Origin of the sequence: Pseudomonas sp. NFACC16-2 (assembly GCF_900119205.1) — a bacterium.
GTDB classification, from domain to species: domain Bacteria; phylum Pseudomonadota; class Gammaproteobacteria; order Pseudomonadales; family Pseudomonadaceae; genus Aquipseudomonas; species Aquipseudomonas fluorescens_Q.
Genome location: NZ_FPIX01000005.1, coordinates 36043 through 58418 on the forward strand (window position 1 = coordinate 36043; position 22376 = coordinate 58418).

Below are 22376 nucleotides of genomic sequence, written 5' to 3' on the forward strand. Positions count from 1 at the left end.
TTATTTGATCCGGGATGCCCGGCGCATGGAGCTAAGACCCGGCCATCCCACAGAGTTCCTCAGACCACCCCTAAAACCTTCAAGACAAATGCATATTCGAGCGCTACGTCACGCAATCCCTGGTAACGCCCGCTCATTCCGCCGTGGCCGGCGCCCAGTTCGGTCTTGAGCAGCAGGGGGTTGTCGTCGGTCTTGGTGGCGCGCAGTTTCGCCACCCACTTGGCCGCTTCCCAGTACTGCACACGGCTGTCGTTGTAACCGGCGATCACCAGCAACGCCGGGTACGCCTGGGCGCTGACGTTTTCGTACGGGGCATAGGCTCGGATCCGATCATAAACGTCCGGCTCCTCTGGATTGCCCCATTCGTCGTACTCGGTGACGGTCAGCGGCAAGTCCGGGTCGAGCATGGTGTTGAGCACGTCGACGAACGGCACCTCGGCAATCGCAACCTTGAACAGCTCCGGGCGTTGATTGAGCACCGCGCCGATCAGCAGGCCACCGGCGCTGCCGCCGCTGATCGCCAGTTGCTCGGCGGTGGTGAAACCGTTGCTGATCAAATGCTCGGCGCAGGCGATGAAATCGCCGAACGTGTTGTGCTTGTGTTCCTGCTTGCCGGCGCGATACCAGGCTTCCCCCAGCTCGCCGCCGCCGCGCACATGGGCGATGGCAAACGCTACGCCGCGGTCAAGCAGGCTCAGCCGCGAATGGGAAAACCACGGGTCGAGGCTTTCGCCATAGGCACCGTAGCCGTACAGGTACAGCGGTACCGGTCGGCCGAGGGCTTCGCGCTTGACCACCAGGCTGATGGGCACTTGTGTGCCGTCTGGCGCCGTGGCCCACAGCCGTTGGCTGACGTAGGCATCGGCGTCGAACGGGCCCAGTACCGGGGTTTGCTTGAGCACGACCTGTGCGCCGCTGGCCAGGTCCAACTGGCGGATCTGCGCCGGACGGTTCAGGGCCTCGTAGCGCAGGCGAATGCGCTCGCTGACGAACTCCAGGCTGTTTTGCACATGCAGGCTGTAGGCCGCGTCCGGCAGTTGCACCCGATAGGCCGGCAAGCCTTGCGGGTGCACCTCGATGATCGGCAGGCCGCCTTCGCGCAGGCTCAAGGTCATGGCCCCGGCGTTCAGGCTCAGGCCGTCGATCATCACTGTGTCGCTGTGGGGGATCAGGTTCTGCCAGTCGGCCTCGGTCGGCGCCACGCCTGTGTCGGCGGCCTGGTACAGGGCGAAGTTGATGCCGTCGCGGTTGCTGCGGATCAACCAGGTCCATTGGCCATCGAGCAGGCCGTGGTCGACGTCGTATTCATGGTTTTCCACGCGGGGCGCCAGGCAGGTAAAGGGGCGCTGCGGTTGCGCAGCGTCCAGTACCCAGACTTCGCTGGTGGTCTTGCTGCCCAGGGACAGGATCAACTGCTTTTCCGAACTTGAACGATAGCAATGCAGGAAGAAACGCCCGTCCGGCTCGTGGAACACCTCTTCGGCGGCGGTGCCGTCCAGGCGATAGCGCCAGAGTTTGTGGGGGCGATGGGTGTCGTCCAACTCGCCGAAAAACAGCGTCAGGCTGTCGTTGGCCCAGGTCATGCTGCCGTCGCAATTTTCGAAGGACAGTTCGCTGACCTTGTCGTTGGACAATTCCTTCACGAACAGGGTGTAGATCTCATCGCCCGTGGTGTCCAGGCTGTAGGCCAGGCGCTGGTGGTCAGGGCTGATGCTGAAAGCGCCCAGGGAAAAGAAGCCGCCGCCGGCCAGAACGTTCGGGTCCAGCAGCAGTTGTTCACGGCTTTCATCCACGTTCAGGCTGTCATCGGCCGGACGCGGGCAGCGGTAGTGACGCGGGTATTCGTCACCGGCCGTGGTACGGGTGTAGTACAGGTACGGGCCCCAGGGCGAGGGCAGTGACAGGTCGGTCTCGAGAATCCGACCCTTGATCTCCTGGAACAGGGTTTCGCGCAGTTCGGCCTGGTCGGCGAGTTGCGCCTCCTGGTAGCTGTTTTCCGCCTTGAGGTAGTCGAGCACGGCGTCGGTGTCGCGTTCCTGCAGCCAGGCGTATGGGTCAACACCGGGGTCCCTGCGGGCAATCGGGGCGTTGGAAACGTGGGCAGATAGGGACATGAAAGGCTCTCGAACGTTGTACGAAAAGGGACACATGGCCTGGACAGAACCAACCACACAGGCCATTCGCCAGACGCCGGGGCAGCCTGACGCGCGAAAAGCCGTTACTATAAGCGCCTCTTTGCCTGCCTTGCCATGGACACCATGACCGAGAATGACTATCTGATCGCCTGGGGCCTCTACGCCTTCGCCGCCCTGGGCTGCCTGCTGGTATGGATGCGCATGACCCGCTGGATGTGGCGCTGGTTGCGCGAACCGCTGCGGTTGCTGCTGGCGGTGCTGCTGTTTAGCCCTACCATCGTAGATCCGGTGAAGGACAAGGTCGCCCCGGCCCTGGCTATTGTTGCCCTGGACGTGCTGTTCAAAGTCGGCAACAACGTCTGGCGGGCGGCTTCCGATCTGCTCATGTACGGCATGATCGCCTTCGGTCTCTACTTCATTTTGGTGCTGATCCGCTTTCCCATCGAGCGGGCCGCCAACGCTCGCAAGGAACGGGCCGCCGCCGCAAAAGCCGCCGCTGCGGTCGATGAGCCGGAGGACGAGCCACCGTTTGGCGTGGCCGGAGATGACCGTTACGGTCGCCCGCCCGTACCGAGCAACCCCCAGCGTTCGCGTATCGAACCGCGCCTGTAACCGGGCCTGCCCCTTGAAGCGAGAGTTCGAGCATGTGTGAGTTATTGGGCATGAGCGCCAATGTGCCGACCGACATCGTGTTCAGCTTCACCGGGCTGATGCAGCGCGGCGGCAAGACCGGGCCGCATCGGGACGGCTGGGGCATCGCCTTCTACGAGGGCCGTGGCCTGCGCCTGTTCCAGGACCCTGCCGCCAGCAGCGAATCGGAAGTGGCGAACCTGGTGCAGCGTTATCCGATCAAGAGCGAAGTGGTGATCGGGCATATTCGCCAAGCCAACGTCGGCAAGGTCTGCCTGTCCAATACGCACCCGTTCGTGCGTGAGTTGTGGGGCCGCAACTGGTGTTTTGCCCACAACGGCCAACTCGCCGATTTCCAGCCGGGCGTGAGCTTCTACCGCCCGGTGGGCGATACCGACAGCGAAGCGGCGTTCTGCGATCTGCTCAACCGTGTGCGCCAGGCCTTCCCCGAACCGGTGGAGGTGGAACAATTGCTACCGTCGCTGATCGAGGCCTGCGCCGAATACCGCAGCAAAGGCGTGTTCAACTGCTTGCTCAGCGATGGCGACTGGCTGTTCTGCTATTGCTCGACCAAACTGGCCCAGATCACCCGTCGCGCGCCGTTCGGCCCGGCTCGGCTCAAGGATGTAGATGTGATAGTCGATTTCCAGGCTGAAACCACGCCCAACGACGTGGTCACGGTGATCGCCACTGAACCCTTGACCGAAAACGAAACCTGGACCCGCTACGAACCGGGCCAATGGAGCCTGTGGCGACGCGGCGAATGCGCCAGCCACGGCCGAACCGAATAAGGACGTCACGTTATGTTGCTCAGTTATCTACGGCTGGTGTTGTTCGCGGTGGGCCTGTTGGTTGGGGTCCAGGTGCCGGGCTTCATCAATGATTACGCCAAGCGGGTCGAGGCCCACCTGATCGAGGCCCAGACCGGTCTGCAAGGGTTCCAGGGCACCGCCAACCAGTTCTTCAAGGGCGACATGCAAGCCCTGGTGGCCCATTACCGCGCCAGCGAAGACCCGATCTTTCGCAGCGACGCCGACAGCCTGAACACCTTGCTCGTGCGCCAGCAGGCCCTGGACAAGCAATTCCAGGCGATGCAAGGCCCGTGGTACATCCGCTTGCTGCAAGTGGCGCTGGCCGCCGATCCGGACATCCGCAAGGAAACCTGGAATGGCTATAGCTACCAGATCCTGTTGACTCCCGAGGCCATGATCTGGGGCATCAGCGGTGCGTTGTTGCTGTCGTTCGGCCTGGAATGCCTGTTCCGCCTGATCGACTGGGTGGTGCTGGGCGGCAAGCGCCTGCGCCAGAGCCGGCCGATTGAAGAGCGGGATTTGCGGGGGTTGTAAAACCGCCGCCGGCTTCTGTGGCGAGGGGATTTATCCCCGCTGGGGCGCGAAGCGGCCCCTTACAAGGCCACCACATGTGTCAGACGGATCATTTCTATTGCTGCATTGGGGGGCTGCTTCAGCCCAACGGGGATAAATCCCCTCGCCACAACGGTGTTCAGCCAGGCCCTGCGTGTTACCCAATCAACTTTTTCTTATGACCCAACCGAGGTTTTATTCGTTGGACGGGATCGGCCGCGCGCTCAAGAATCGACGCATCGGTCTCCACGTCAGCGTCGTCGAGACTTACAACAATAAAACTGCGGAGAACCACCATGAGTGCACCCGACACGCTCGGCGTCCCCCAACCCCAGGCTCGTTCCGGCCCATTCGACTGGTATCGCAACATCAACCAGCAGGAACGTCGCACCTTCTGGAGCTGCAAGATCGGCTACGCCCTGGACGGCATGGACACGCAGATGCTCAGTTTCGTGGTGCCGACCCTGATCGCGATGTGGGGCATCACCACCGGCCAGGCAGGCCTGATCCACACCAGCACCTTGATCGCTTCGGCCATTGGCGGCTGGGTGGCGGGCATTCTCTCGGACCGCATCGGTCGGGTGCGCACCCTGCAACTGACGGTGCTGTGGTTCGCCTTCTTCACCTTCTTGTGCGGCTTTGCCCAGAACTATGAACAACTGCTGATCGCCCGCACATTGATGGGCTTCGGTTTTGGCGGCGAATGGACCGCCGGCGCCGTGTTGATGGGTGAAGTGATTCGCGCCAAGGATCGCGGCAAGGCCGTGGGCATGGTGCAGTCGGGTTGGGCCCTGGGCTGGGGCATGACGGCGATCCTGTATGCGCTGCTGTTTTCGGTGCTGCCGCCGGAAGACGCCTGGCGCGCCTTGTTCATCCTGGGCATCGTCCCGGCGGTGTTTGTGATATTCGTCCGGCGGCTGGTCAAGGACCCGGAAGTCTATAACCAGGCCAAGGCCCGCCAAACACCCAGCAATCCGGCGAAGTTCTATGAGATTTTCGCCCCCGGCATACTCTTCACCACCCTTCGTGCCTCGTTGCTGACCACCGGTGCCTTGGGCGGTTACTACGCCATCACCTCCTGGTTGCCGACGTTCCTCAAGAATGAGCGTGGCTTGAGCGTGTTGAGCACCGGTGGCTACCTGGCGATGGTGATCGTCGGTTCCTACGTTGGTTACGTCGTCAGCGCGTATCTGTCGGATATCCTGGGTCGGAAAAAGAACTTCGTCCTGTACGCCGTTGGCTCCTTCACCATCGTGCTGCTGTATACCCAACTGCACGTGAGCAATAACGTGATGCTTTGGCTGGGCTTCCCCCTGGGGTTTTTCGCTTCGGGTATGTTCAGCGGCATGGGCTCGTTCCTCACCGAGCTGTTCCCGACCCGCATTCGCGGTTCGGGCCAGGGTTTTTGCTACAACGTCGGTCGGGCGTTGGCGGCGACGTTCCCGCTACTGATCGGCCTGCTGAGCCAGAAAGTGCCGCTAAGCGTGGGTATCGGGGCGTTTGCGGCGGTGTCTTATGGCGTGGTGATCCTCGCGGCGTTGAGCCTGCCGGAAACCCAAGGCAAGCAGTTGGAAGCTGAGTAACTGATAACCTGCGGGCACACGTCCCACAGTTAAACGAAGAAAGAACCTACAGGAGCGTTCACCGTGAGCCGCCTGCTATTGAACTGCGACATTGGCGAAAGCTTTGGCAGCTGGACCATGGGTCTGGACGCCGAGGTGATGCCCTTCATCGATTGCGCCAACATCGCCTGCGGCTTTCATGCCGGCGACCCGAGCATCATGCGCAAGACCGTCAGCCTGGCCCTGAGCCATGGCGTGCGAATCGGCGCGCACCCGGCCTATCAGGACCTGGCCGGCTTCGGCCGGCGTTCCATGACTTACGGCGCCCAGGAATTGCAGGACCTGCTGCATTACCAGATCGGTGCCCTCGATGGCATCTGCCGGGCGCAAGGCGGACGGGTCAGCTACGTCAAGCCCCATGGCGCGATGTACAACGACATGATGGCCAACCCGGCACAACTGCGCGCGGTGATCCAGGCCGTTGCGGCCTATGATCGGCAACTGCCGCTGATGCTCATGGCGACCCGGGACAACAGCGCCGCCCAGGCCCTGGGCGATGAGTACGGCCTGACCCTGTGGTTTGAAGCCTTTGCCGACCGCGCCTACGACAGTGCCGGTCGCCTGGTTTCGCGGCAAGCGCCGGGTGCGGTGCACCACGATCCCGAGGTGATTGTCGGGCAGGCCCTGACTATCGCCCGTGGCGATGCGTTGACCGCCAGTGACGGCAGCGCCTTGCACCTTGTTGCCAACACCTTGTGCGTACACGGCGACAACGCCAGCTCCGTGGCGGCCGTGCAACGCATCCGCGAAGCCCTGGACCGGCAGAGTGCACCATGAGACCACGCTTGGAAGTGGTGGCGGTGGACTGCTTGATGGTGCGCCTGTTCGATGAGATCGCCGAGGCCAACATGCCCTGGATGCTCGCCGCCAGCGAGCGCCTGCGAGCGGTGTTTGCCGAGCACCTGATTGACTTGGTGCCGTCCTATACCACGTTGATGGTGCACTACGATTTGCTCGCCCTGAACCCGGTGCAGGCTCGTGAATTGATCGATGAGGCGTTGAACAACCTTTCACCGGATGCCCGGTCCGCCGGCCAATGCCACGTGCTGCCGGTGTGGTACGACCTCAGTGTCGGGCCGGAGCTGGAGCGGCTGGCGAGCCGCAGCGGGCTGACGGTCGCCCAGGTGATCCGTCGCCACAGTGAACGCGAGTACCAGGTGTTTGCCTTGGGCTTCGCTCCCGGTTTCGCCTTCATGGGGCTGGTGGATGAAGAATTGGCTTCACCGCGCCTCGACACGCCGCGCAAGCGCGTGGCGGCAGGCAGTGTCGGGATCGCCGAGCGCCAGACCGCGGCGTATCCGGTGGTGTCGCCCGGTGGCTGGAACCTGATCGGTCGCACTCCGACCAAACTGTTTGATCGCGAGCGCGATGGCTACAGCCTGATGCAGCCGGGGGACACGGTGCGTTTCGCCCCCGTGGACCATGCCGAATTCATCGCGCTGGGTGGCGACGACACACCGCTGGAGACCCAGGCATGAGCCGCTTGTTGATCGAGGCCAGCACCCCGCTGTGCCTGTTGCAGGACACCGGTCGTTTCGGCGTGAGGCACCTGGGTGTGACCCAGGGCGGGGCGGCGGACTGGCTGTCGATGGCCTGGGCCAATTGGATGCTCGGCAATGGCCTGGACGCGGCGGTGGTGGAGATTACCCTCGGCGGCTTTACCGTGGTGGCCGAGGAGGATTGCGTGCTGGCGCTGGCCGGGGCGGACCTGGGCGCGCGAATAGACGGCCAGGGCGTGGCATCGTGGCGTTTCTTCAGTCTGCGCAAGGGCCAGGTGCTGGCGCTCACCCAGCCCGTGCTCGGTGCCCGGGCCTATCTGGCGGCCCCAGGCGGTTTCAATGCGCCCGCGGTACTGGGCAGCCGGGCGACGGTAGTGCGCGAGGAACTGGGTGGCCTGGACGGGCGAGGGCGAGCGCTGAGTCGTGGCGAGCGCCTGAGCTATTCAGGCGCGGCGACGCCTCGGCCCATGCCACACACGCGGATTCCGGATTTCCAGCAAACGCAGCCGCTGGACCTGATCCTGGGGGCGCAGAATGGCGCATTTAGCGGGCAGAGTCTGTTCGACGCGTTCAACACCCCGTGGACACTGGACAGTCGCGCCGACCGCATGGGCATCCGCTTGCTGGGCACGGCGTTGGCGTATCAGGGGCCGGCGATGATTTCCGAGGGCATTGCGCTCGGTGCCGTGCAGGTGCCGCCGGATGGCCAACCGATTGTGCTGCTCAACGACCGGCAAACCATCGGTGGCTATCCACGCCTGGGGGCCTTGACGCCGTTGTCCCTGGCCCGGTTGGCGCAATGCCTGCCGGGGGCGCAGGTACGGTTGCGACCGGTGGTGCAGGAGGTTGCGCATCGCCAGCAGGTGGAGTGTCTGCAGGTGTTTTTGAAAGGCTAGAAGCATCGCGAGCAAGCTCGCACAGGGATCTTTGTACGACGAGGATCCAGTGTGGGAGCTCGCTCGCGATGAGGCCTGTACAGGCAACCAAAAATCTTACTTGGACAGAAACCGCATCCCTTCCTCCAACCCCCGCAAGGTCAGCGGATACATCCGGTCTTCCACCAACTCGCGTACGATGTTGGTCGAGGCGGTATAGCCCCAGGTGTCCTTGGGGTACGGATTGATCCAGATGAGCTTCTTGTACTTCTCCATGAAGCGCTGCATCCACACATAACCGGCTTCTTCGTTCCAGTGTTCGACGCTGCCGCCGGCCTGGGTGATTTCATAGGGCGCCATGGCGGCATCACCGATGAAGATCACTTTGTAGTCGGCGCCGTACTTATGCAGCAAATCCTGGGTCGAGGTGCGCTCGGAAGTGCGACGCAGGTTGTTTTTCCACACCGACTCGTAGACGAAGTTGTGGAAGTAGAAGTATTCCAGGTGCTTGAACTCGGTCTTGCAGGCCGAGAACAGTTCTTCGCAGATCTTCACGTGGGCATCCATCGAGCCGCCGATGTCGAACAGCAGCAACAACTTGACGGTGTTGCGTCGCTCCGGGCGCATCTGGATGTTCAAGAGGCCGGCGTCCCGGGCGGTGTGGTCGATGGTGCCGTCGATGTCCAGCTCTTCGGCCGCACCCTGGCGGGCAAACTTGCGCAGCCGGCGCAGGGCGATCTTGATGTTGCGGGTGCCCAGTTCCACCTGGTCGTCGAGGTTCTTGTACTCGCGCTGGTCCCAGACCTTCACAGCCTTGCCCTGGCGCTTGCCGGCGTCGCCGACCCGGATGCCTTCGGGGTTGAAGCCGCCGGAGCCGAACGGGCTGGTACCGCCGGTGCCGATCCACTTGTTGCCGCCGGCATGGCGTTCCTTCTGTTCTTCCAGGCGTTTCTTGAATTCTTCGATCAGCTTGTCCAGGCCTCCCAGGGACTGGATCTGCGCCCGCTCTTCGTCGGTCAGCGAACGCTCGAATTCCTTGCGCAGCCAGTCCTCGGGAATCAGCGCCTGGAGGTGATCGTCGAGTTTTTCCAGGCCGTTGAAGTAGGCAGCGAACGCCCGGTCGAACTTGTCGAAATGCCGTTCGTCCTTCACCAGGATCGCCCGTGACAGGTAATAGAACTCGTCCATGTCGGCGAAGATCACCCGCTGTTTCAACGCGTTGATCAGGTCCAGCAGTTCGCGCACCGACACGGGCACTTTGGCGGCGCGCATCTCATTGAACAGGTTAAGCAGCATGGCAATCGCCCTCGCTCTTGTTGGACGAAGAGGATCAGCGGGTGCCGCGACGGCTCATGAACGCCAGGCGCTCGAGCAATTGCACGTCCTGTTCGTTCTTGACCAGGGCGCCGGCCAGCGGCGGGATGGCCTTGGTCGGATCACGTTCGCGCAGTACCGCTTCGCCGATGTTGTCGGCCATCAGCAGCTTGAGCCAGTCCACCAGTTCGGAAGTGGAAGGCTTTTTCTTCAGCCCCGGCACCTTGCGCACATCGAAGAATACGTCCAGCGCTTCGCTGACCAGGTCTTTCTTGATGTCCGGGTAATGCACGTCGACGATTTTCTGCAGGGTGACGCGGTCGGGGAAGGCGATGTAGTGGAAGAAACAGCGGCGCAGGAACGCGTCCGGCAGTTCCTTTTCGTTGTTGGAGGTAATGATGATGATCGGCCGTTGCTTGGCCTTGATGGTTTCGTCGGTCTCGTAGACGTAGAACTCCATCTTGTCGAGTTCCTGCAACAGGTCGTTGGGGAACTCGATGTCGGCCTTGTCGATTTCGTCGATCAGCAGGATCACCCGCTCCTCGGATTCGAACGCTTCCCAGAGCTTGCCCTTCTTCAGGTAGTTGCGCACGTCATGGACCTTGTCCACGCCCAATTGCGAGTCCCGCAGGCGGCTGACCGCATCGTACTCGTACAGGCCCTGGTGGGCCTTGGTGGTGGACTTGATGTGCCAGGTGATCAAGCGCGCGCCGAAGGACTCGGCCAGTTGCTCGGCGAGCATGGTCTTGCCGGTGCCCGGTTCGCCCTTGACCAGCAGCGGCCGCTCCAGGGTGATGGCGGCGTTCACGGCCAGTTTCAGGTCATCGGTGGCCACGTAGGCGCTGGTGCCTTCGAACTTCATCTGCAATTCCTCGAACGATGTCGCCGGCCTGGCGAGGCGGGGCGCGCGAAAATAAATAGCGTGCCCGACTATACCGCGAGGCCCCGCCGACTGTGAACGCAGACGCTGTATTCAGTCTCTGAATGGAGCGTCACATGTTGACTCAGTCTCGGCGTATTTCGATGGGGACTACCCACTCTTGTGGCGAGGGGATTTATCCCCGCTGGGCTGCGCAGCAGCCCCAACAAGGCAACTCGGTGTGCCAGGAAGATTGAATTCACTGTTTTAGGGCTGCTTCGCAGCCCAGCGGGGATAAATCCCCTCGCCACAGGCCTAGTCGGTCGAAGGCGGTGGCTGTTCATAACGGGCGTTGAAGGCCTGAACGAAACCGTTGCGCAGGATCTGCAGGAAGGCCTCGAAGGCGCTGATATCCTGCTGGTGGACATTGCCGCTGAGTTCCACTCGGGTGGCGAACTGATTCTTGCGCTGGTTCTTGAGGGCCGTTTCGCCCGTGCCGACCAGCGCTTCCCAGACCGAGCGGAAGATGTTCTTGTCCTGGTTTTCCACGTCCTGCTGCCAGTCGAACACATCGACATCGCGCAGCAATGGCTTGATGTAGCCGCTGAGCTTGGCGTTGTCGGCTTCGGCCTCGATCACCAGGTCGCCGTGACCGGCATTGAAATCGAATTTGCCATAAGCGGCGGCGAAATCGTTCAGGCGCTTGAGCTCGATGTTCCTGGCCCGCAGGCGGAAATCGAAATCCTCGAACTTGCTCAACGGGTCGAAGGTGGCCTGCATTTCCAATGGCGCGTGTTCGGCCACCAGGGCCTTGCCCTCGAAACGGGCGTCGCGCTTGCCTTTGGTGTCGACCACGTTGGTCAGGTTATAGAAGTTGGCGTTGACGTCGGTGGCCCGCAGGTTGACCGGTGGCTTGGAGTTGAAATTGCGGAAGGTGACCTTGCCATCGCGGATGCGCACTTCGTTGAAGGTGATGGGCAGCAGTTTGCTCAGTTGCTCGCGCCAGTTGGTGCCCCGGCCGGTCTGGGAGTTCTGGCGGTTGGCGCCGCCGTCGACGAAGTTCACTTCCGGGCGGGCGAATTCCACCTCGGAGACCACCGCATGGTCATACCACAGCGAGTGCCAGCTCACAGATAGGTCCACCCGCGGTGCGGTGACGAACGGCACCGGGACCTTGCCGTCGACCTTGACGATTTCCAGGCCGTTGATCCGGTAGGCACCGCGCCACAGGGCCAGGTCCACGTCGGTGATCTGGCCGCGATAATCGCCCATGTTGGCCAGTTTGTCGTTCAGGTAGTCGCGTACCAGGTAAGGCAGGGCGAAATGCAGGGCCACCAGCACCGCGACGAGGGTGGCGAACACCCACAGTGGCCAGCGATATCGACGCTTCATGTCAGTCAGTCTCCAGCGTTTGTTGGGGGAGCGCCTCCTAATGCCATTGACTGTCGCAACAATGGGAACGTTCGGTGCAACTGGACGCCCGTGGGCAACAGGCATACCTTTAAAGGCTTAAATTCTCGCCGCATCAAGGACCCAGCCATGAGCCGTATATTCGCTGACAACGCCCATTCCATCGGCAATACGCCACTGGTGCAGATCAACCGCATTGCGCCGCGCGGTGTGACTATCCTGGCCAAGATCGAGGGGCGTAACCCAGGGTATTCGGTCAAGTGTCGGATCGGCGCGAACATGATCTGGGACGCTGAAAGCTCGGGCAGACTCAAGCCGGGCATGACCATCGTCGAACCGACTTCGGGCAACACCGGGATCGGCCTGGCGTTCGTCGCCGCCGCTCGTGGCTACAAGCTGATGCTGACCATGCCGGCCTCCATGAGTATCGAGCGCCGCAAGGTGCTCAAGGCCCTCGGCGCGGAACTGGTGCTCACAGAACCGGCGAAGGGCATGAAAGGGGCCATCGACAAAGCCGCCGAGATCATGGCCGGCGATCCAGCCAAGTACTTCATGCCGCAGCAGTTCGATAATCCGGCGAACCCGGCGATTCACGAAAAAACCACCGGCCCGGAAATCTGGAACGACACCGACGGCGCTGTGGACGTGCTGGTGGCGGGTGTGGGCACCGGCGGGACCATCACCGGCGTTTCGCGGTACATCAAGAACACCTGCGGCAAACCGATTTTGTCGGTGGCGGTCGAGCCCGAGGTTTCGCCGGTGATTACCCAGGCGATGGCGGGCCAGGAGATCAAGCCCAGCCCCCACAAGATCCAGGGGATCGGCGCCGGGTTCGTGCCGAAGAACCTTGACCTGTCGATCGTTGACCTGGTCGAGCGGGTATCTGACGACGAGTCCAAGGCCATGGCCCTGCGCTTGATGCAGGAGGAGGGCATCCTCTGCGGGATCTCTTGTGGCGCGGCGATGGCCGTGGCCGTGCGCCTGGCGGAAAAACCGGAGATGCAGGGCAAGACTATCGTCGTGATCCTGCCGGATTCGGGCGAGCGGTACTTGTCGAGCATGTTGTTCAGTGATTTGTTTACCGAGCAGGAGATTCAGCAGTAACGGTGAGTGGACTGCGAGGTTGGAGAGACCTTGATGGTAGAGGGGCCTTGTTGTGGCGAGGGGATTTATCCCCGTTGGGTTGCGAAGCGACCCTGAGGCCTGACGGCCCAGCCCATCGAGCCGGGCGAGTTGTTGGGGACTGCTGCGCAGTCCAACGGGGATAAATCCCCTCGCCACAGGGGGAACAGGAAGTTGATCAGCGTCAGCCAGGGTTCAGGCCACGCATGTTAAGAAGGGCATTGTTGCGTAATCCTCAACAGTGAATGTTGCGCCGGGCAGTTTTCGAGTCCGGCAGCGATCTATAACATGGCCGGCCGCTGCGTCGGGCTGATGGCGTTGCGTAGTTGTTTTGGACAAGGAGTTATAAATGACCGTTTCGTTTGTCGCCAAGGCCTCGGTGTTGCTGCTGTTCCTGGGCAGCACGCTGTACGTGCACCTGCGTGGTAAGGCGCGTTTGCCGGTATTGCGCCAGTTCGTCAACCACTCGGCGCTGTTCGCCCCTTATAACACCTTGATGTACCTGTTCTCCGGCGTGCCCTCGAGACCTTACCTGGACCGCAGCAAGTTCCCCGAACTGGATGTGCTCAAGGACAATTGGCAAGTCATCCGCGACGAGGCCATGCACCTGTTCGACGAGGGCTACATTCGCGCTGCCGAGAAGAACAACGACGCGGGTTTCGGCTCGTTCTTCAAAAAGGGCTGGAAGCGTTTTTACCTCAAGTGGTACGACAAGCCGCTGCCGTCGGCTGAGCTGTTGTGCCCCAGGACGGTCGCGCTGGTCAGCCAGATTCCCAATGTCCGGGGCGCGATGTTTGCCCTGCTGCCGGGTGACAGCCATCTCAATCCCCACCGAGACCCTTTCGCCGGTTCGTTGCGTTATCACCTGGGCTTGTCCACCCCCAATTCCGACGACTGCCGGATTTTCGTCGACGGTCAGATCTACGCCTGGCGCGACGGCGAAGACGTCATGTTCGATGAAACCTATGTGCACTGGGTCAAGAACGAAACCCCACAGACCCGCGTAATCCTGTTCTGCGATGTCGAGCGGCCCCTGAAAAGCCGGCTGATGACCCGCCTCAACCGCAGCATCAGCGCGTTTCTCGGCCGCGCCACCGCGCCGCAGAACCTGGAGGATGAACACGTCGGCGGCATCAACCGGGCCTATGCCTGGAGCAAATCGTTCAGCGACGGCATCAGTGGCCGGGTCAAGCAATTCAAGCGCAAGCATCCCAAGGCCTACCGGGTGATGCGGCCCGTGTTGGCAGTGGTGGTGCTGACGGCGCTTGGCTACTGGTTGTTCGTTTAAACATTGCGCAGTCCATCGAGCGCTGGTTATAGTCAGCGCTCTTCGGGTTTTCGAACCCACCCTTCAAGAGATCGGCTCATGCCTGCATCCCCTGTCATCGCGGTCGTGGTTCCAGCGTTCAACGCTGGCGTCGTGCCGTGTGGGAGTCAGCAGCCTGCGCAGATCGGTCAATACCCTCCACCTGTCAGTAGCCCACCGGTGTACGCCGTCGTATCACCGCCGGGTGTTGGCGTTCAGGGCTGATCGGCAACGGTTGCCATCCCCTGTGCCCGCCTGAAAAAACTACTGGATTTCAGCTTCGGCTGAGTTGGCTTTTTGCCTGACTACAGGTGGTATTCATGTTTTCCCTTTCCAAAAACGCCTTGTTGGCAGCGGCTTCCACGAGCCTGTTCGTTTTGCTGTGGAGCAGTGGGGCGATCTTTTCCAAGCTGGGCCTGGCCCATGCTTCCCCCTTCGCCTTTTTGCTGATCCGTTTTGCCATCGCCCTGTCGGCGCTGGTGCTGTTGATTCCGTTGCTCAAGTTCAAGCTGCCCAAGACCGGCAAGCCGATGCTATACGCGGCGACCACCGGGCTCGTGCTGCTGGGCGCCTATCAGATTTTTTATCTGCTGGCGCTGCAAATGAACGTCACCCCCGGGGTGATGGCGACGCTCATGGGTGTGCAACCGATCCTGACCGTGGTGCTCATGGAGCGCCAGCGTTCCTGGTCGCGGCTGTTCGGCCTGGCGCTGGGGTTGGTCGGGTTGGTCATGGTGGTGTACCAGGGCATCGGCCTGGCCGGCATGTCCCTGGCCGGGATGCTTTGCGGTTTGCTGGCGCTGGTGAGCATGACGGCCGGTTCCATCATGCAGAAGCGCATCACCGACAACCCACTGGGCACGCTGCCGGTGCAGTACCTCGCCGGGCTCGTACTGTGCGCGGTGTTCGTGCCGTTTCAGCCGTTTCACTTCGAGTACAGCACAGGGTTCTTCTTACCAGTGTTGTGGATGGGGCTGGTGGTGTCGGTGCTGGCGACGTTGCTGCTGTACCGACTGATCGCCCGGGGCAATCTGGTGAATGTCACCAGCCTGTTCTACCTGGTGCCGGCGGTGACGGCGATCATGGACTACCTGGTGTTTGGCAACCGGCTGGCGTTGTTGAGCTTGTTGGGGATGGTGCTGATCATCGTGGGGTTGGTGTTTGTGTTTCGTAAAAGCCGTTAGCCCTTAGATATTTAGTGACTGCACCATTGCTTTCGCGGGCAAGCCCGCTCCCACAGGTTATGTACAGGCCTTGTGGGAGCGAGCTTGCTCGCGATGGCGTTTTTGGCCGCGCCGATGAACTACCGGGCAGACACCTCAGCCGGTTTCACCACCCCAGGCTTGAGCACCAACCACAACGCCGCCGCAATCAACACCCCGCCATACAAATGCGCCATCCCCAACGGCTCATCCAGCAGCAACGCCCCCCACAACACGCCGAACGGCGGGATCAGGAAGGTCACGGTCATGGATTTGACCGGGCCGATGGAACTGAGCAGGCGGAAATAAAGGATGTACGCCAGCGCGGTACACACCAGGCCCAGCCCCAACAGTGACAACCAGACGCTCCAGCCACCCCAGCTGGCCGGTGGTTGGCTGATGACGCTGTAGCCAAACAGCGGCAGCAAGAACACCGTGGCGCCGAACATGCTGCCCAGGGCCGAGAGACGGCTGTCCAAGCCACCTTGCTGATCGAGCCAGCGACGGGTGAGGAAACCGGCAAAGCCATAGCAGGTCGTGGCCAGCAGGCAGGCGAGGGCGCCCATCAGCAATTGCAGGTCGAACGCCACCGGGCCGGCGCGGGTCAGGATGCCGACGCCGAACAACCCCAGGCAGACACCGCTGACCTTGGCTGGGGTGAGTTTTTCGCTGAAGAACAAGCCGCCGATCAGCACCCCCATCAACGGCGTGGTGGCGTTGAAGATCGCCGAATAACCGGCCGGCAGCACCTGGGCGGCCAACGAATAGAAGGTGGCCGGAATGCCCGAGTTGATCAGGCCCAGCCCCATCACGACTTTGAGCTTGCCGCGAAAATTCCAGTCGATGCGCATCAGGGCCAGGATCACCAGCAGCCCGACGAAGGCGATGGACACGCGAAAAAAGGCAGTGGGGATTGTGCCAATGACAGGGGCGATAATGCGCATGAACAGGAAACTGGCGCCCCAGATAGCGGCCAGTGACAGTAAACGCAGGATATCGACGAGGTTCACGAGTCATTCCTTCCTTGATTGGGCGGCAAGTGTCGCCGCCCTGAATAGCGATGGCAATGGTTGCGTTGCCGCGTGATTGGCCTCTAAGCTCAGTCGCCAATAACAAGCATGACCCGCCGAGGTTTACCCTATGCCGCAGCCATGGCCCGCCATCGAAATCGCCCGTTCGATCCTCGACGGCTTCGACGATTATCGTGAGCATTTCCGGCAGATCACCGACGGCGCCCGCGCCCGGTTCGAGCAGGCGCTGTGGCTGGAGGCGCAAGCGGCTTCGGCGGCGCGCATCAACTTGTATGAAGAAAAAGTCTTCGAAACCGTTGCCAAGCTGCACAAGGCCTTCGATGACGAAACCCTGATGGACGTGAGCTGCTGGCCGCTGGTCAAGAGCGCCTACATCAGCCTGATCGACCTGCGCTTCGACGATGAGCTGTCGGAAACCTGGTACAACTCGATCTTTTGCGGGCTGTTCAGCCACGACCTGATCAGTGATGGCACCATGTTCATCCACACCACCCGGCCCAGCCTGCGCCGCGCCCGTGCCGCCCAGACCCGCACCTACAAACCCCAGGGGCAGTTGGACCGGATGCTGGCGAGCGTGTTCGCCGATTACCGTTTCAGCGAGGACTACGCCGATCTAACAGGCGACCTGCAGCGCCTCGAAGCGCAGTTGCGCGAGAACCTGCCGGACTGGGTCTGCAAGGACCCGGAGCTGACGGTGGAGTTGTTTTCCTCGGTGCTTTACCGCAACAAGGGTGCCTACCTGGTGGGTCGGATCTTCACCCGCGATGACCAATGGCCGCTGGTGATCCCGCTACTGCACCGCGAGGGCCGGGGTATCCAGATCGATGCGTTGATTACCGACGAGGCGCAGGTGTCGATCATCTTCTCGTTCACCCGCTCGTACTTCATGGTGGACGTGCCGGTGCCGGCGGAATTCATCGGCTTTCTCAAGCGCATCCTGCCGGGCAAGCACATCGCCGAGTTGTACACCTCCATCGGTTTCTACAAGCACGGCAAGTCCGAGTTCTACCGAGCGTTGATCAACCATCTGGCGAACACCGACGACCAGTTCATCATGGCCCCGGGTGTGCGTGGCATGGTCATGAGCGTGTTCACCCTGCCGGGCTTCAACACCGTATTCAAGATCATCAAGGACCGCTTCTCGCCGTCGAAAAACGTTGACCGGGCCACGGTGATCGAGAAGTACCGCTTGGTGAAGAGCGTCGACCGGGTCGGGCGCATGGCCGATACCCAAGAGTTCGCCGATTTCCGTTTTCCCCTGGGCAAGTTCGAGCCGGCGTGCCTGGAGGAACTGTTGGAGGTGGCGCCGTCCACGGTATCGGTGGAAGGCGACACGGTGCTGATTCGTCACTGCTGGACCGAGCGCCGCATGACACCGCTGAACCTGTATTTGGAAAACGCCAACCAGGACCAGGTGCGCGAGGCACTGGAAGACTATGGCCTGGCCATCAAGCAACTGGCGGCGGCCAATATCTTTCCCGGCGACATGCTGCTCAAGAACTTCGGCGTGACCCGCCACGGCCGCGTGGTGTTCTACGACTACGATGAAATCTGCTTCCTGACCGAAGCCAACTTCCGCCACATTCCCCAGCCCCGTACACCGGAAGACGAAATGGCCTCCGAGCCCTGGTATTCCATCGGGCCGCTGGACGTGTTTCCCGAGGAGTTCCCACCCTTCCTGTTCGCCGACGCGGGGCAGCGCAAGCTGTTCGACCAGTTGCACGGCGAGTTGTACAACGCCGACTATTGGAAAGGCCTGCAAGAGGCAATCCGGGCGGGGAAGGTGATCGACGTGTTCCCGTATCGGCGCAAGGACCTGGACAGCGAATAACCCGGCAGGTAAACCAAGACCCTGTTTGGACCGGGGACATGGTTACCTGTGGCGAGGGGATTTATCCCCGCTGGGCTGCGAAGCAGCCCACTGCAGGGCAATGAAATTCATCTGATACGGCCTAGCTATCTTTGTGGCCGCGGCGCGCCCAAACGGGGATAAATCCCCTCGCCACAAAAGTGGTGGTATTCGTAGTCCCATGCGAAAAATCTGCGACAATCCGCCCCTGCATAAACCGACGACCCTTGCGTACCTGATGACTGACCAAGCCCCCGCTATCGACAAGCTGCTGAAAAACCTCGACCACGCCATGCTCGCCGACCGTCACCGGTTGCGGCGCCAGTTGCTCGAGTTGCGCAAGAAACCCGACGAGGCCAAGCTGGCCCAGTGGGTGGCGCGCATGCAGGCGTCGTGCGATCAGGTGCTGGCGCGCAAGGCGAGTCTGCCGGTGATCCGCTACGATGATAATTTGCCGATTGCCGCCAAGCGTGACGAAATCAAGGACGCGCTGCTCAAGCACCAGGTGCTGATCATTGCCGGCGAAACCGGTTCGGGGAAAACCACGCAGTTGCCCAAGATCTGCCTGGAAATCGGTCGCGGCCAGCACGGTTTGATCGGCCACACCCAACCGCGCCGGATCGCCGCCCGCAGCGTCGCAAGCCGTGTCGCCGAAGAACTGGCTACGCCGTTGGGGGCGCTGGTGGGTTATCAGGTGCGCTTCGAGGACCAGAGCGACGCCAACACCCTGATCAAGCTGATGACCGACGGCATCCTGCTGGCCGAGACCCAGAACGATCGCTACCTCGAGCGCTACGACACGATCATCGTCGACGAAGCCCACGAGCGCAGCCTGAACATCGATTTCCTGCTCGGCTACCTCAAGACCCTGCTGCCACGCCGCCCGGACCTGAAAGTCATCATTACCTCGGCGACCATTGACCTGGAGCGCTTCTCCAAGCATTTCGATGATGCGCCGATCGTGGAAGTCTCGGGCCGCACCTTCCCGGTGGAAACCTGGTATCGCCCGCTGACCCTGGAGCAGGACGAAGAGGGCAACCGGGTCGAGGATGACTTGACTGTCGACCAGGCGATCCTCGCCACCCTTGATGAAATCGCCGCCTACGAGCGCAGCGAGCGCCGCAGCCCTGGGGACGTGCTGGTGTTCCTGCCGGGCGAGCGGGAGATTCGCGACGCCGCGGAGATGCTGCGCAAGGCCCAGCTCAAGCACACCGAGATCCTGCCGCTGTATGCGCGACTGTCACCGGCTGAGCAGCAGCGGATCTTCCAGTCCCACCCGGGCCGTCGCGTGGTGCTGGCGACCAACGTCGCCGAGACCTCGCTGACCGTGCCGGGCATCCGCTACGTGATCGACAGCGGAACCGCGCGCATCAGCCGCTACAGCTATCGGGCCAAGGTCCAGCGCCTGCCCATCGAAGCCATTTCCCAGGCCAGTGCCAACCAGCGCAAGGGGCGCTGTGGGCGGGTCGAGCCGGGGATCTGCGTGAGGCTGTACAGCGAAGAAGATTTTCTTGGACGGCCGGAGTTCACGGACCCGGAAATCCTGCGCACCAACCTGGCGGCGGTGATCCTACAGATGCTGCACCTGCGTCTCGGCGAGATCACTGATTTCCCATTCATCGAGCCGCCGGATGGCAAGGCCATCAGTGACGGTTTCAACCTGCTGCAGGAATTGTCGGCGGTGGACCGCAACAGCCAATTGACCCCGCTCGGTCGCCAGTTGGCGCGCTTGCCGGTGGACCCGCGCATGGGCCGCATGCTGTTGGAAGCGGCGAAGCTGGGCAGTTTGCAGGAAGTGTTGATCGTCGCCAGTGCCATGTCGATCCAGGACCCGCGCGAGCGTCCGCCGGAGCGCCAACAGGCGGCGGACCAGGCCCACTCCCAGTGGAAGGACGCGGATTCGGACTTCGCCGGGCTGGTCAACCTGTGGCGCGGTTTCGAAGAGCAGCGCCAGGCCCTGACCGCCAGCCCGCTGCGCAATTGGTGCCGCAAGAACTTCCTCAATTACCTGCGCCTGCGCGAGTGGCGCGATTCCCATCGCCAGTTGAGCCTGATCTGCCGCGACATGCAACTGAGCCTCAATAAAGAACCGGCCGATTACCCGAAACTGCACAAAGCGGTGCTTTCGGGCCTGTTGAGCCAGATCGGCCAGAAAACCGAAGAGGGCGATTACCTCGGCGCTCGCCAGCGGCGGTTCTGGGTCCACCCGTCTTCGGGCCTGGGCAAGAAGCGTCCGCAATGGCTGATGACCGCCGAACTGGTGGAAACCACCAAGCTGTATGCGCGCATGGTTGCCAAGATCGAACCGGACTGGATCGAGCCGCTGGCCGGGCACCTGATCAAGAAAAACCACTTCGAACCCCATTGGGAGAAGAAGCGCGGACAGGTGGTGGCCTATGAGCAAATCACCCTGTTCGGGCTCATTGTCGTTGGTCGACGGCCTGTGCATTACGGGCCGGTGGACCCGGTGGTATCACGGGAGTTGTTCATCCGCGAGGCGTTGGTGCGCGGCGAGATCCAGTCCAAGGCCAAGTGCCTGAGTGCCAATACCCGCTTGCTGGAACAGCTCGACGAACTGGAAGCCAAGGCCCGCCGCCGCGACATCCTGGCGGACGAGGAAACCCTGTTTGCCTTCTACGACGCACGCTTGCCGGCCGAGATCCACCAGACCGCGACGTTCGACAGCTGGTACCGGATCAACAGCCAGAAAGACCCGCAACTGCTGATCATGCGCGAAGAAGACGTGTTGGCCCGCGAAGCCAGCGAAGTCACCGCCGCGCATTACCCCGACACCTTGCGCGTCGGCGACCTGACCTTGCCGCTGAGCTATCACTTCGAGCCCAACCACCCGCGCGACGGCGTGACGTTGCGAGTACCGGCGCCACTGCTGCCGATGCTACCGCCGGAGCGCCTGGAGTGGCTGGTGCCAGGGGTGATCGAAGCCAAGTGCATCGCCCTGGTGCGCAACCTGCCCAAGGCCCTGCGCAAGAACTTCGTGCCGGTGCCCGACTTCGTCAAGGCGGCGCTGCAACGCATCACCTTCGCCGAAGGTTCGTTGCCGCAAGCCCTGGGCCGCGAGCTGCTGCGCATGACCGGCGCAAGGGTCAGCGACGAAGCGTGGGCGGAAGCCGCGCAGCAGGTGGAAAGCCATCTGCGCATGAACCTGGAAATCGTCGACGGCCAGGGCAAGTTCCTCGGTGAGGGTCGGGACTTGGCCGAGCTGACGGCGCGCTTTGCCGAGGCCAGCCAGGCCGCCTTGGCCGTACCGCAAACGGCGAAAAGCCAGGCGCCGGTGGAGGCGAAGGTCTTCGCGCCGGTGGCCGAGAAAACCCAGCAGAAGATCGCCGGGCTGTCGATGACGGTCTATCCGGCGCTGGTGGAAGAGGGCGGCGTGGTCAAGGAAGGCCGTTTCCCGACTCCGGCCGAAGCCGAGTTCCAGCATCGCCGCGCCCTGCAGCGGTTGTTGATGCAGCAATTGGCGGAGTCGGCGAAATTCCTCCGGGGCAAACTGCCCGGGCTGACGGAGCTGGGCCTGCTCTACCGCGAACTCGGGCGCATCGACAGCCTGGTGGAAGACATCCTGCTGGCCAGCCTCGACAGTTGTGTGCTTGAAGGCGAAGCGAGCCTGCCCCGCGACGGTGCCGCACTGGCCTCCCTGGCCGAGCGCAAGCGCGGCGGCTGGACCGAGCATGCCGAACGCCTGGCGAAACTGACCCTGGACATCCTCAAGCTCTGGCATGGCCTGCAAAAACGCTTCAAGGGCAAGATCGACCTGGCCCAGGCCGTGGCGCTGAACGATATCAAGCAGCAACTCAGCCACCTGGTGTATCCGGGGTTCGTGCGCGAAACCCCACATCAGTGGCTCAAGGAACTGCCGCGCTACCTCAAGGCCATCGAGCAACGCTTCGAGAAGCTCGGTAGCCAGGTGCAGAAAGACCGGGTCTGGAGCGGCGAGCTGTCGAACCTCTGGGCCCAATACCAGGCCCGCGCCAGCAAACACGCCCAAGAAGGCAAGCGCGATCCGCAACTGGAACTGTACCGCTGGTGGCTGGAGGAATACCGGGTGTCGCTGTTCGCCCAGCAACTGGGGACCAAGGTGCCGATCTCGGACAAGCGCCTGGGCAAGCAGTGGAGCCTGGTGGAGGGCTGATCGCAGAA

Annotated in this window: 17 protein-coding genes; 12 read left to right on the plus strand and 5 right to left on the minus strand. The window is 62.1% G+C overall.

Features of this window, described 5'->3' with window-relative positions:
• Positions 1-59: 59 nt before the first annotated feature.
• On the minus strand, positions 60-2114 hold the full coding sequence (locus tag BT116_RS06545; protein ID WP_072341348.1) for a S9 family peptidase: 2055 nt from the start codon (positions 2112-2114) through the stop codon (positions 60-62).
• Between the two features lie 135 nt (positions 2115-2249).
• On the opposite strand from BT116_RS06545, the gene BT116_RS06550 reads away from it, so the two are divergent.
• From BT116_RS06550 to BT116_RS06580, 7 genes are all read left to right on the plus strand, one after another.
• Complete coding sequence (locus tag BT116_RS06550; RefSeq protein WP_072341351.1) at positions 2250-2747, plus strand: MFS transporter; 498 nt, start codon at positions 2250-2252, stop codon at positions 2745-2747.
• A 32-nt stretch (positions 2748-2779) separates the two neighbouring features.
• Entirely contained in the window at positions 2780-3556 is a 777-nt protein-coding gene (locus BT116_RS06555) for a class II glutamine amidotransferase (protein WP_072341354.1), read from the plus strand.
• A gap of 12 nt (positions 3557-3568) precedes the next feature.
• On the plus strand, positions 3569-4111 hold the full coding sequence (locus tag BT116_RS06560) for a DUF2937 family protein (RefSeq protein ID WP_063322493.1): 543 nt from the start codon (positions 3569-3571) through the stop codon (positions 4109-4111).
• 314 nt (positions 4112-4425) lie between these two features.
• On the plus strand, positions 4426-5712 hold the full coding sequence (locus BT116_RS06565) for an MFS transporter (protein ID WP_072341357.1): 1287 nt from the start codon (positions 4426-4428) through the stop codon (positions 5710-5712).
• A gap of 63 nt (positions 5713-5775) precedes the next feature.
• Positions 5776-6528 (plus strand): 5-oxoprolinase subunit PxpA, encoded by a 753-nt coding sequence (locus tag BT116_RS06570; protein ID WP_072341360.1) that lies wholly within the window; start codon positions 5776-5778, stop codon positions 6526-6528.
• Entirely contained in the window at positions 6525-7229 is a 705-nt protein-coding gene (gene pxpB / locus BT116_RS06575; RefSeq protein ID WP_072341363.1) for a 5-oxoprolinase subunit PxpB, read from the plus strand. Before BT116_RS06570 ends, pxpB begins: the two co-directional genes overlap by 4 nt.
• On the plus strand, positions 7226-8146 hold the full coding sequence (locus BT116_RS06580) for a 5-oxoprolinase subunit C family protein (protein ID WP_072341366.1): 921 nt from the start codon (positions 7226-7228) through the stop codon (positions 8144-8146). The genes pxpB and BT116_RS06580 overlap by 4 nt, the downstream gene beginning before the upstream one ends.
• Before the next feature lie 96 nt (positions 8147-8242).
• Here BT116_RS06580 and BT116_RS06585 read toward each other — a convergent pair whose 3' ends face one another.
• The 3 genes from BT116_RS06585 to BT116_RS06595 form a co-directional block, all read right to left on the minus strand.
• A complete protein-coding gene (locus tag BT116_RS06585; protein ID WP_003198888.1) occupies positions 8243-9421 on the minus strand; it encodes a vWA domain-containing protein in 1179 nt (392 codons plus the stop codon).
• A 34-nt stretch (positions 9422-9455) separates the two neighbouring features.
• On the minus strand, positions 9456-10301 hold the full coding sequence (locus BT116_RS06590) for an AAA family ATPase (RefSeq protein WP_003184225.1): 846 nt from the start codon (positions 10299-10301) through the stop codon (positions 9456-9458).
• A 312-nt stretch (positions 10302-10613) separates the two neighbouring features.
• On the minus strand, positions 10614-11690 hold the full coding sequence (locus BT116_RS06595) for a DUF748 domain-containing protein (protein WP_072341369.1): 1077 nt from the start codon (positions 11688-11690) through the stop codon (positions 10614-10616).
• Positions 11691-11837: 147 nt separating this feature from the next.
• On the opposite strand from BT116_RS06595, the gene cysK reads away from it, so the two are divergent.
• The 3 genes from cysK (at position 11838) to BT116_RS06610 (ending at position 15320) form a co-directional block, all read left to right on the plus strand.
• Positions 11838-12812, plus strand: coding sequence for a cysteine synthase A (cysK, locus tag BT116_RS06600; RefSeq protein ID WP_072341372.1), 975 nt, complete (start codon positions 11838-11840; stop codon positions 12810-12812).
• A 367-nt stretch (positions 12813-13179) separates the two neighbouring features.
• Positions 13180-14118 (plus strand): aspartyl/asparaginyl beta-hydroxylase domain-containing protein, encoded by a 939-nt coding sequence (locus BT116_RS06605; protein WP_072341375.1) that lies wholly within the window; start codon positions 13180-13182, stop codon positions 14116-14118.
• A 338-nt stretch (positions 14119-14456) separates the two neighbouring features.
• The gene (locus tag BT116_RS06610; RefSeq protein ID WP_072341378.1) at positions 14457-15320 is read left to right on the plus strand and encodes a DMT family transporter; all 864 of its coding nucleotides are present in this window, start codon (positions 14457-14459) and stop codon (positions 15318-15320) included.
• A 119-nt stretch (positions 15321-15439) separates the two neighbouring features.
• Here BT116_RS06610 and BT116_RS06615 read toward each other — a convergent pair whose 3' ends face one another.
• On the minus strand, positions 15440-16348 hold the full coding sequence (locus BT116_RS06615) for a DMT family transporter (protein WP_072341381.1): 909 nt from the start codon (positions 16346-16348) through the stop codon (positions 15440-15442).
• A gap of 130 nt (positions 16349-16478) precedes the next feature.
• Here BT116_RS06615 and aceK point away from each other — a divergent pair, with 130 nt between their 5' ends.
• Both aceK and hrpA read left to right on the plus strand, forming a co-directional pair.
• Entirely contained in the window at positions 16479-18200 is a 1722-nt protein-coding gene (gene aceK, locus BT116_RS06620; RefSeq protein ID WP_072341384.1) for a bifunctional isocitrate dehydrogenase kinase/phosphatase, read from the plus strand.
• Positions 18201-18456: 256 nt separating this feature from the next.
• A complete protein-coding gene (hrpA, locus tag BT116_RS06625) occupies positions 18457-22368 on the plus strand; it encodes an ATP-dependent RNA helicase HrpA (protein WP_072341684.1) in 3912 nt (1303 codons plus the stop codon).
• Positions 22369-22376: the final 8 nt, after the last annotated feature.

Coding starts and splice junctions, on each gene's coding strand:
- BT116_RS06545 (WP_072341348.1), bottom strand. CDS start 2,114: ATGTCCCTATCTGCCCACGTTTCCAACGCCCCGATTGCCCGCAGGGAC.
- BT116_RS06550 (WP_072341351.1), top strand. CDS start 2,250: ATGGACACCATGACCGAGAATGACTATCTGATCGCCTGGGGCCTCTAC.
- BT116_RS06555 (WP_072341354.1), top strand. CDS start 2,780: ATGTGTGAGTTATTGGGCATGAGCGCCAATGTGCCGACCGACATCGTG.
- BT116_RS06560 (WP_063322493.1), top strand. CDS start 3,569: ATGTTGCTCAGTTATCTACGGCTGGTGTTGTTCGCGGTGGGCCTGTTG.
- BT116_RS06565 (WP_072341357.1), top strand. CDS start 4,426: ATGAGTGCACCCGACACGCTCGGCGTCCCCCAACCCCAGGCTCGTTCC.
- pxpB (WP_072341363.1), top strand. CDS start 6,525: ATGAGACCACGCTTGGAAGTGGTGGCGGTGGACTGCTTGATGGTGCGC.
- BT116_RS06580 (WP_072341366.1), top strand. CDS start 7,226: ATGAGCCGCTTGTTGATCGAGGCCAGCACCCCGCTGTGCCTGTTGCAG.
- BT116_RS06585 (WP_003198888.1), bottom strand. CDS start 9,421: ATGCTGCTTAACCTGTTCAATGAGATGCGCGCCGCCAAAGTGCCCGTG.
- BT116_RS06590 (WP_003184225.1), bottom strand. CDS start 10,301: ATGAAGTTCGAAGGCACCAGCGCCTACGTGGCCACCGATGACCTGAAA.
- BT116_RS06595 (WP_072341369.1), bottom strand. CDS start 11,690: ATGAAGCGTCGATATCGCTGGCCACTGTGGGTGTTCGCCACCCTCGTC.
- cysK (WP_072341372.1), top strand. CDS start 11,838: ATGAGCCGTATATTCGCTGACAACGCCCATTCCATCGGCAATACGCCA.
- BT116_RS06605 (WP_072341375.1), top strand. CDS start 13,180: ATGACCGTTTCGTTTGTCGCCAAGGCCTCGGTGTTGCTGCTGTTCCTG.
- BT116_RS06610 (WP_072341378.1), top strand. CDS start 14,457: ATGTTTTCCCTTTCCAAAAACGCCTTGTTGGCAGCGGCTTCCACGAGC.
- aceK (WP_072341384.1), top strand. CDS start 16,479: ATGCCGCAGCCATGGCCCGCCATCGAAATCGCCCGTTCGATCCTCGAC.
- hrpA (WP_072341684.1), top strand. CDS start 18,457: ATGACTGACCAAGCCCCCGCTATCGACAAGCTGCTGAAAAACCTCGAC.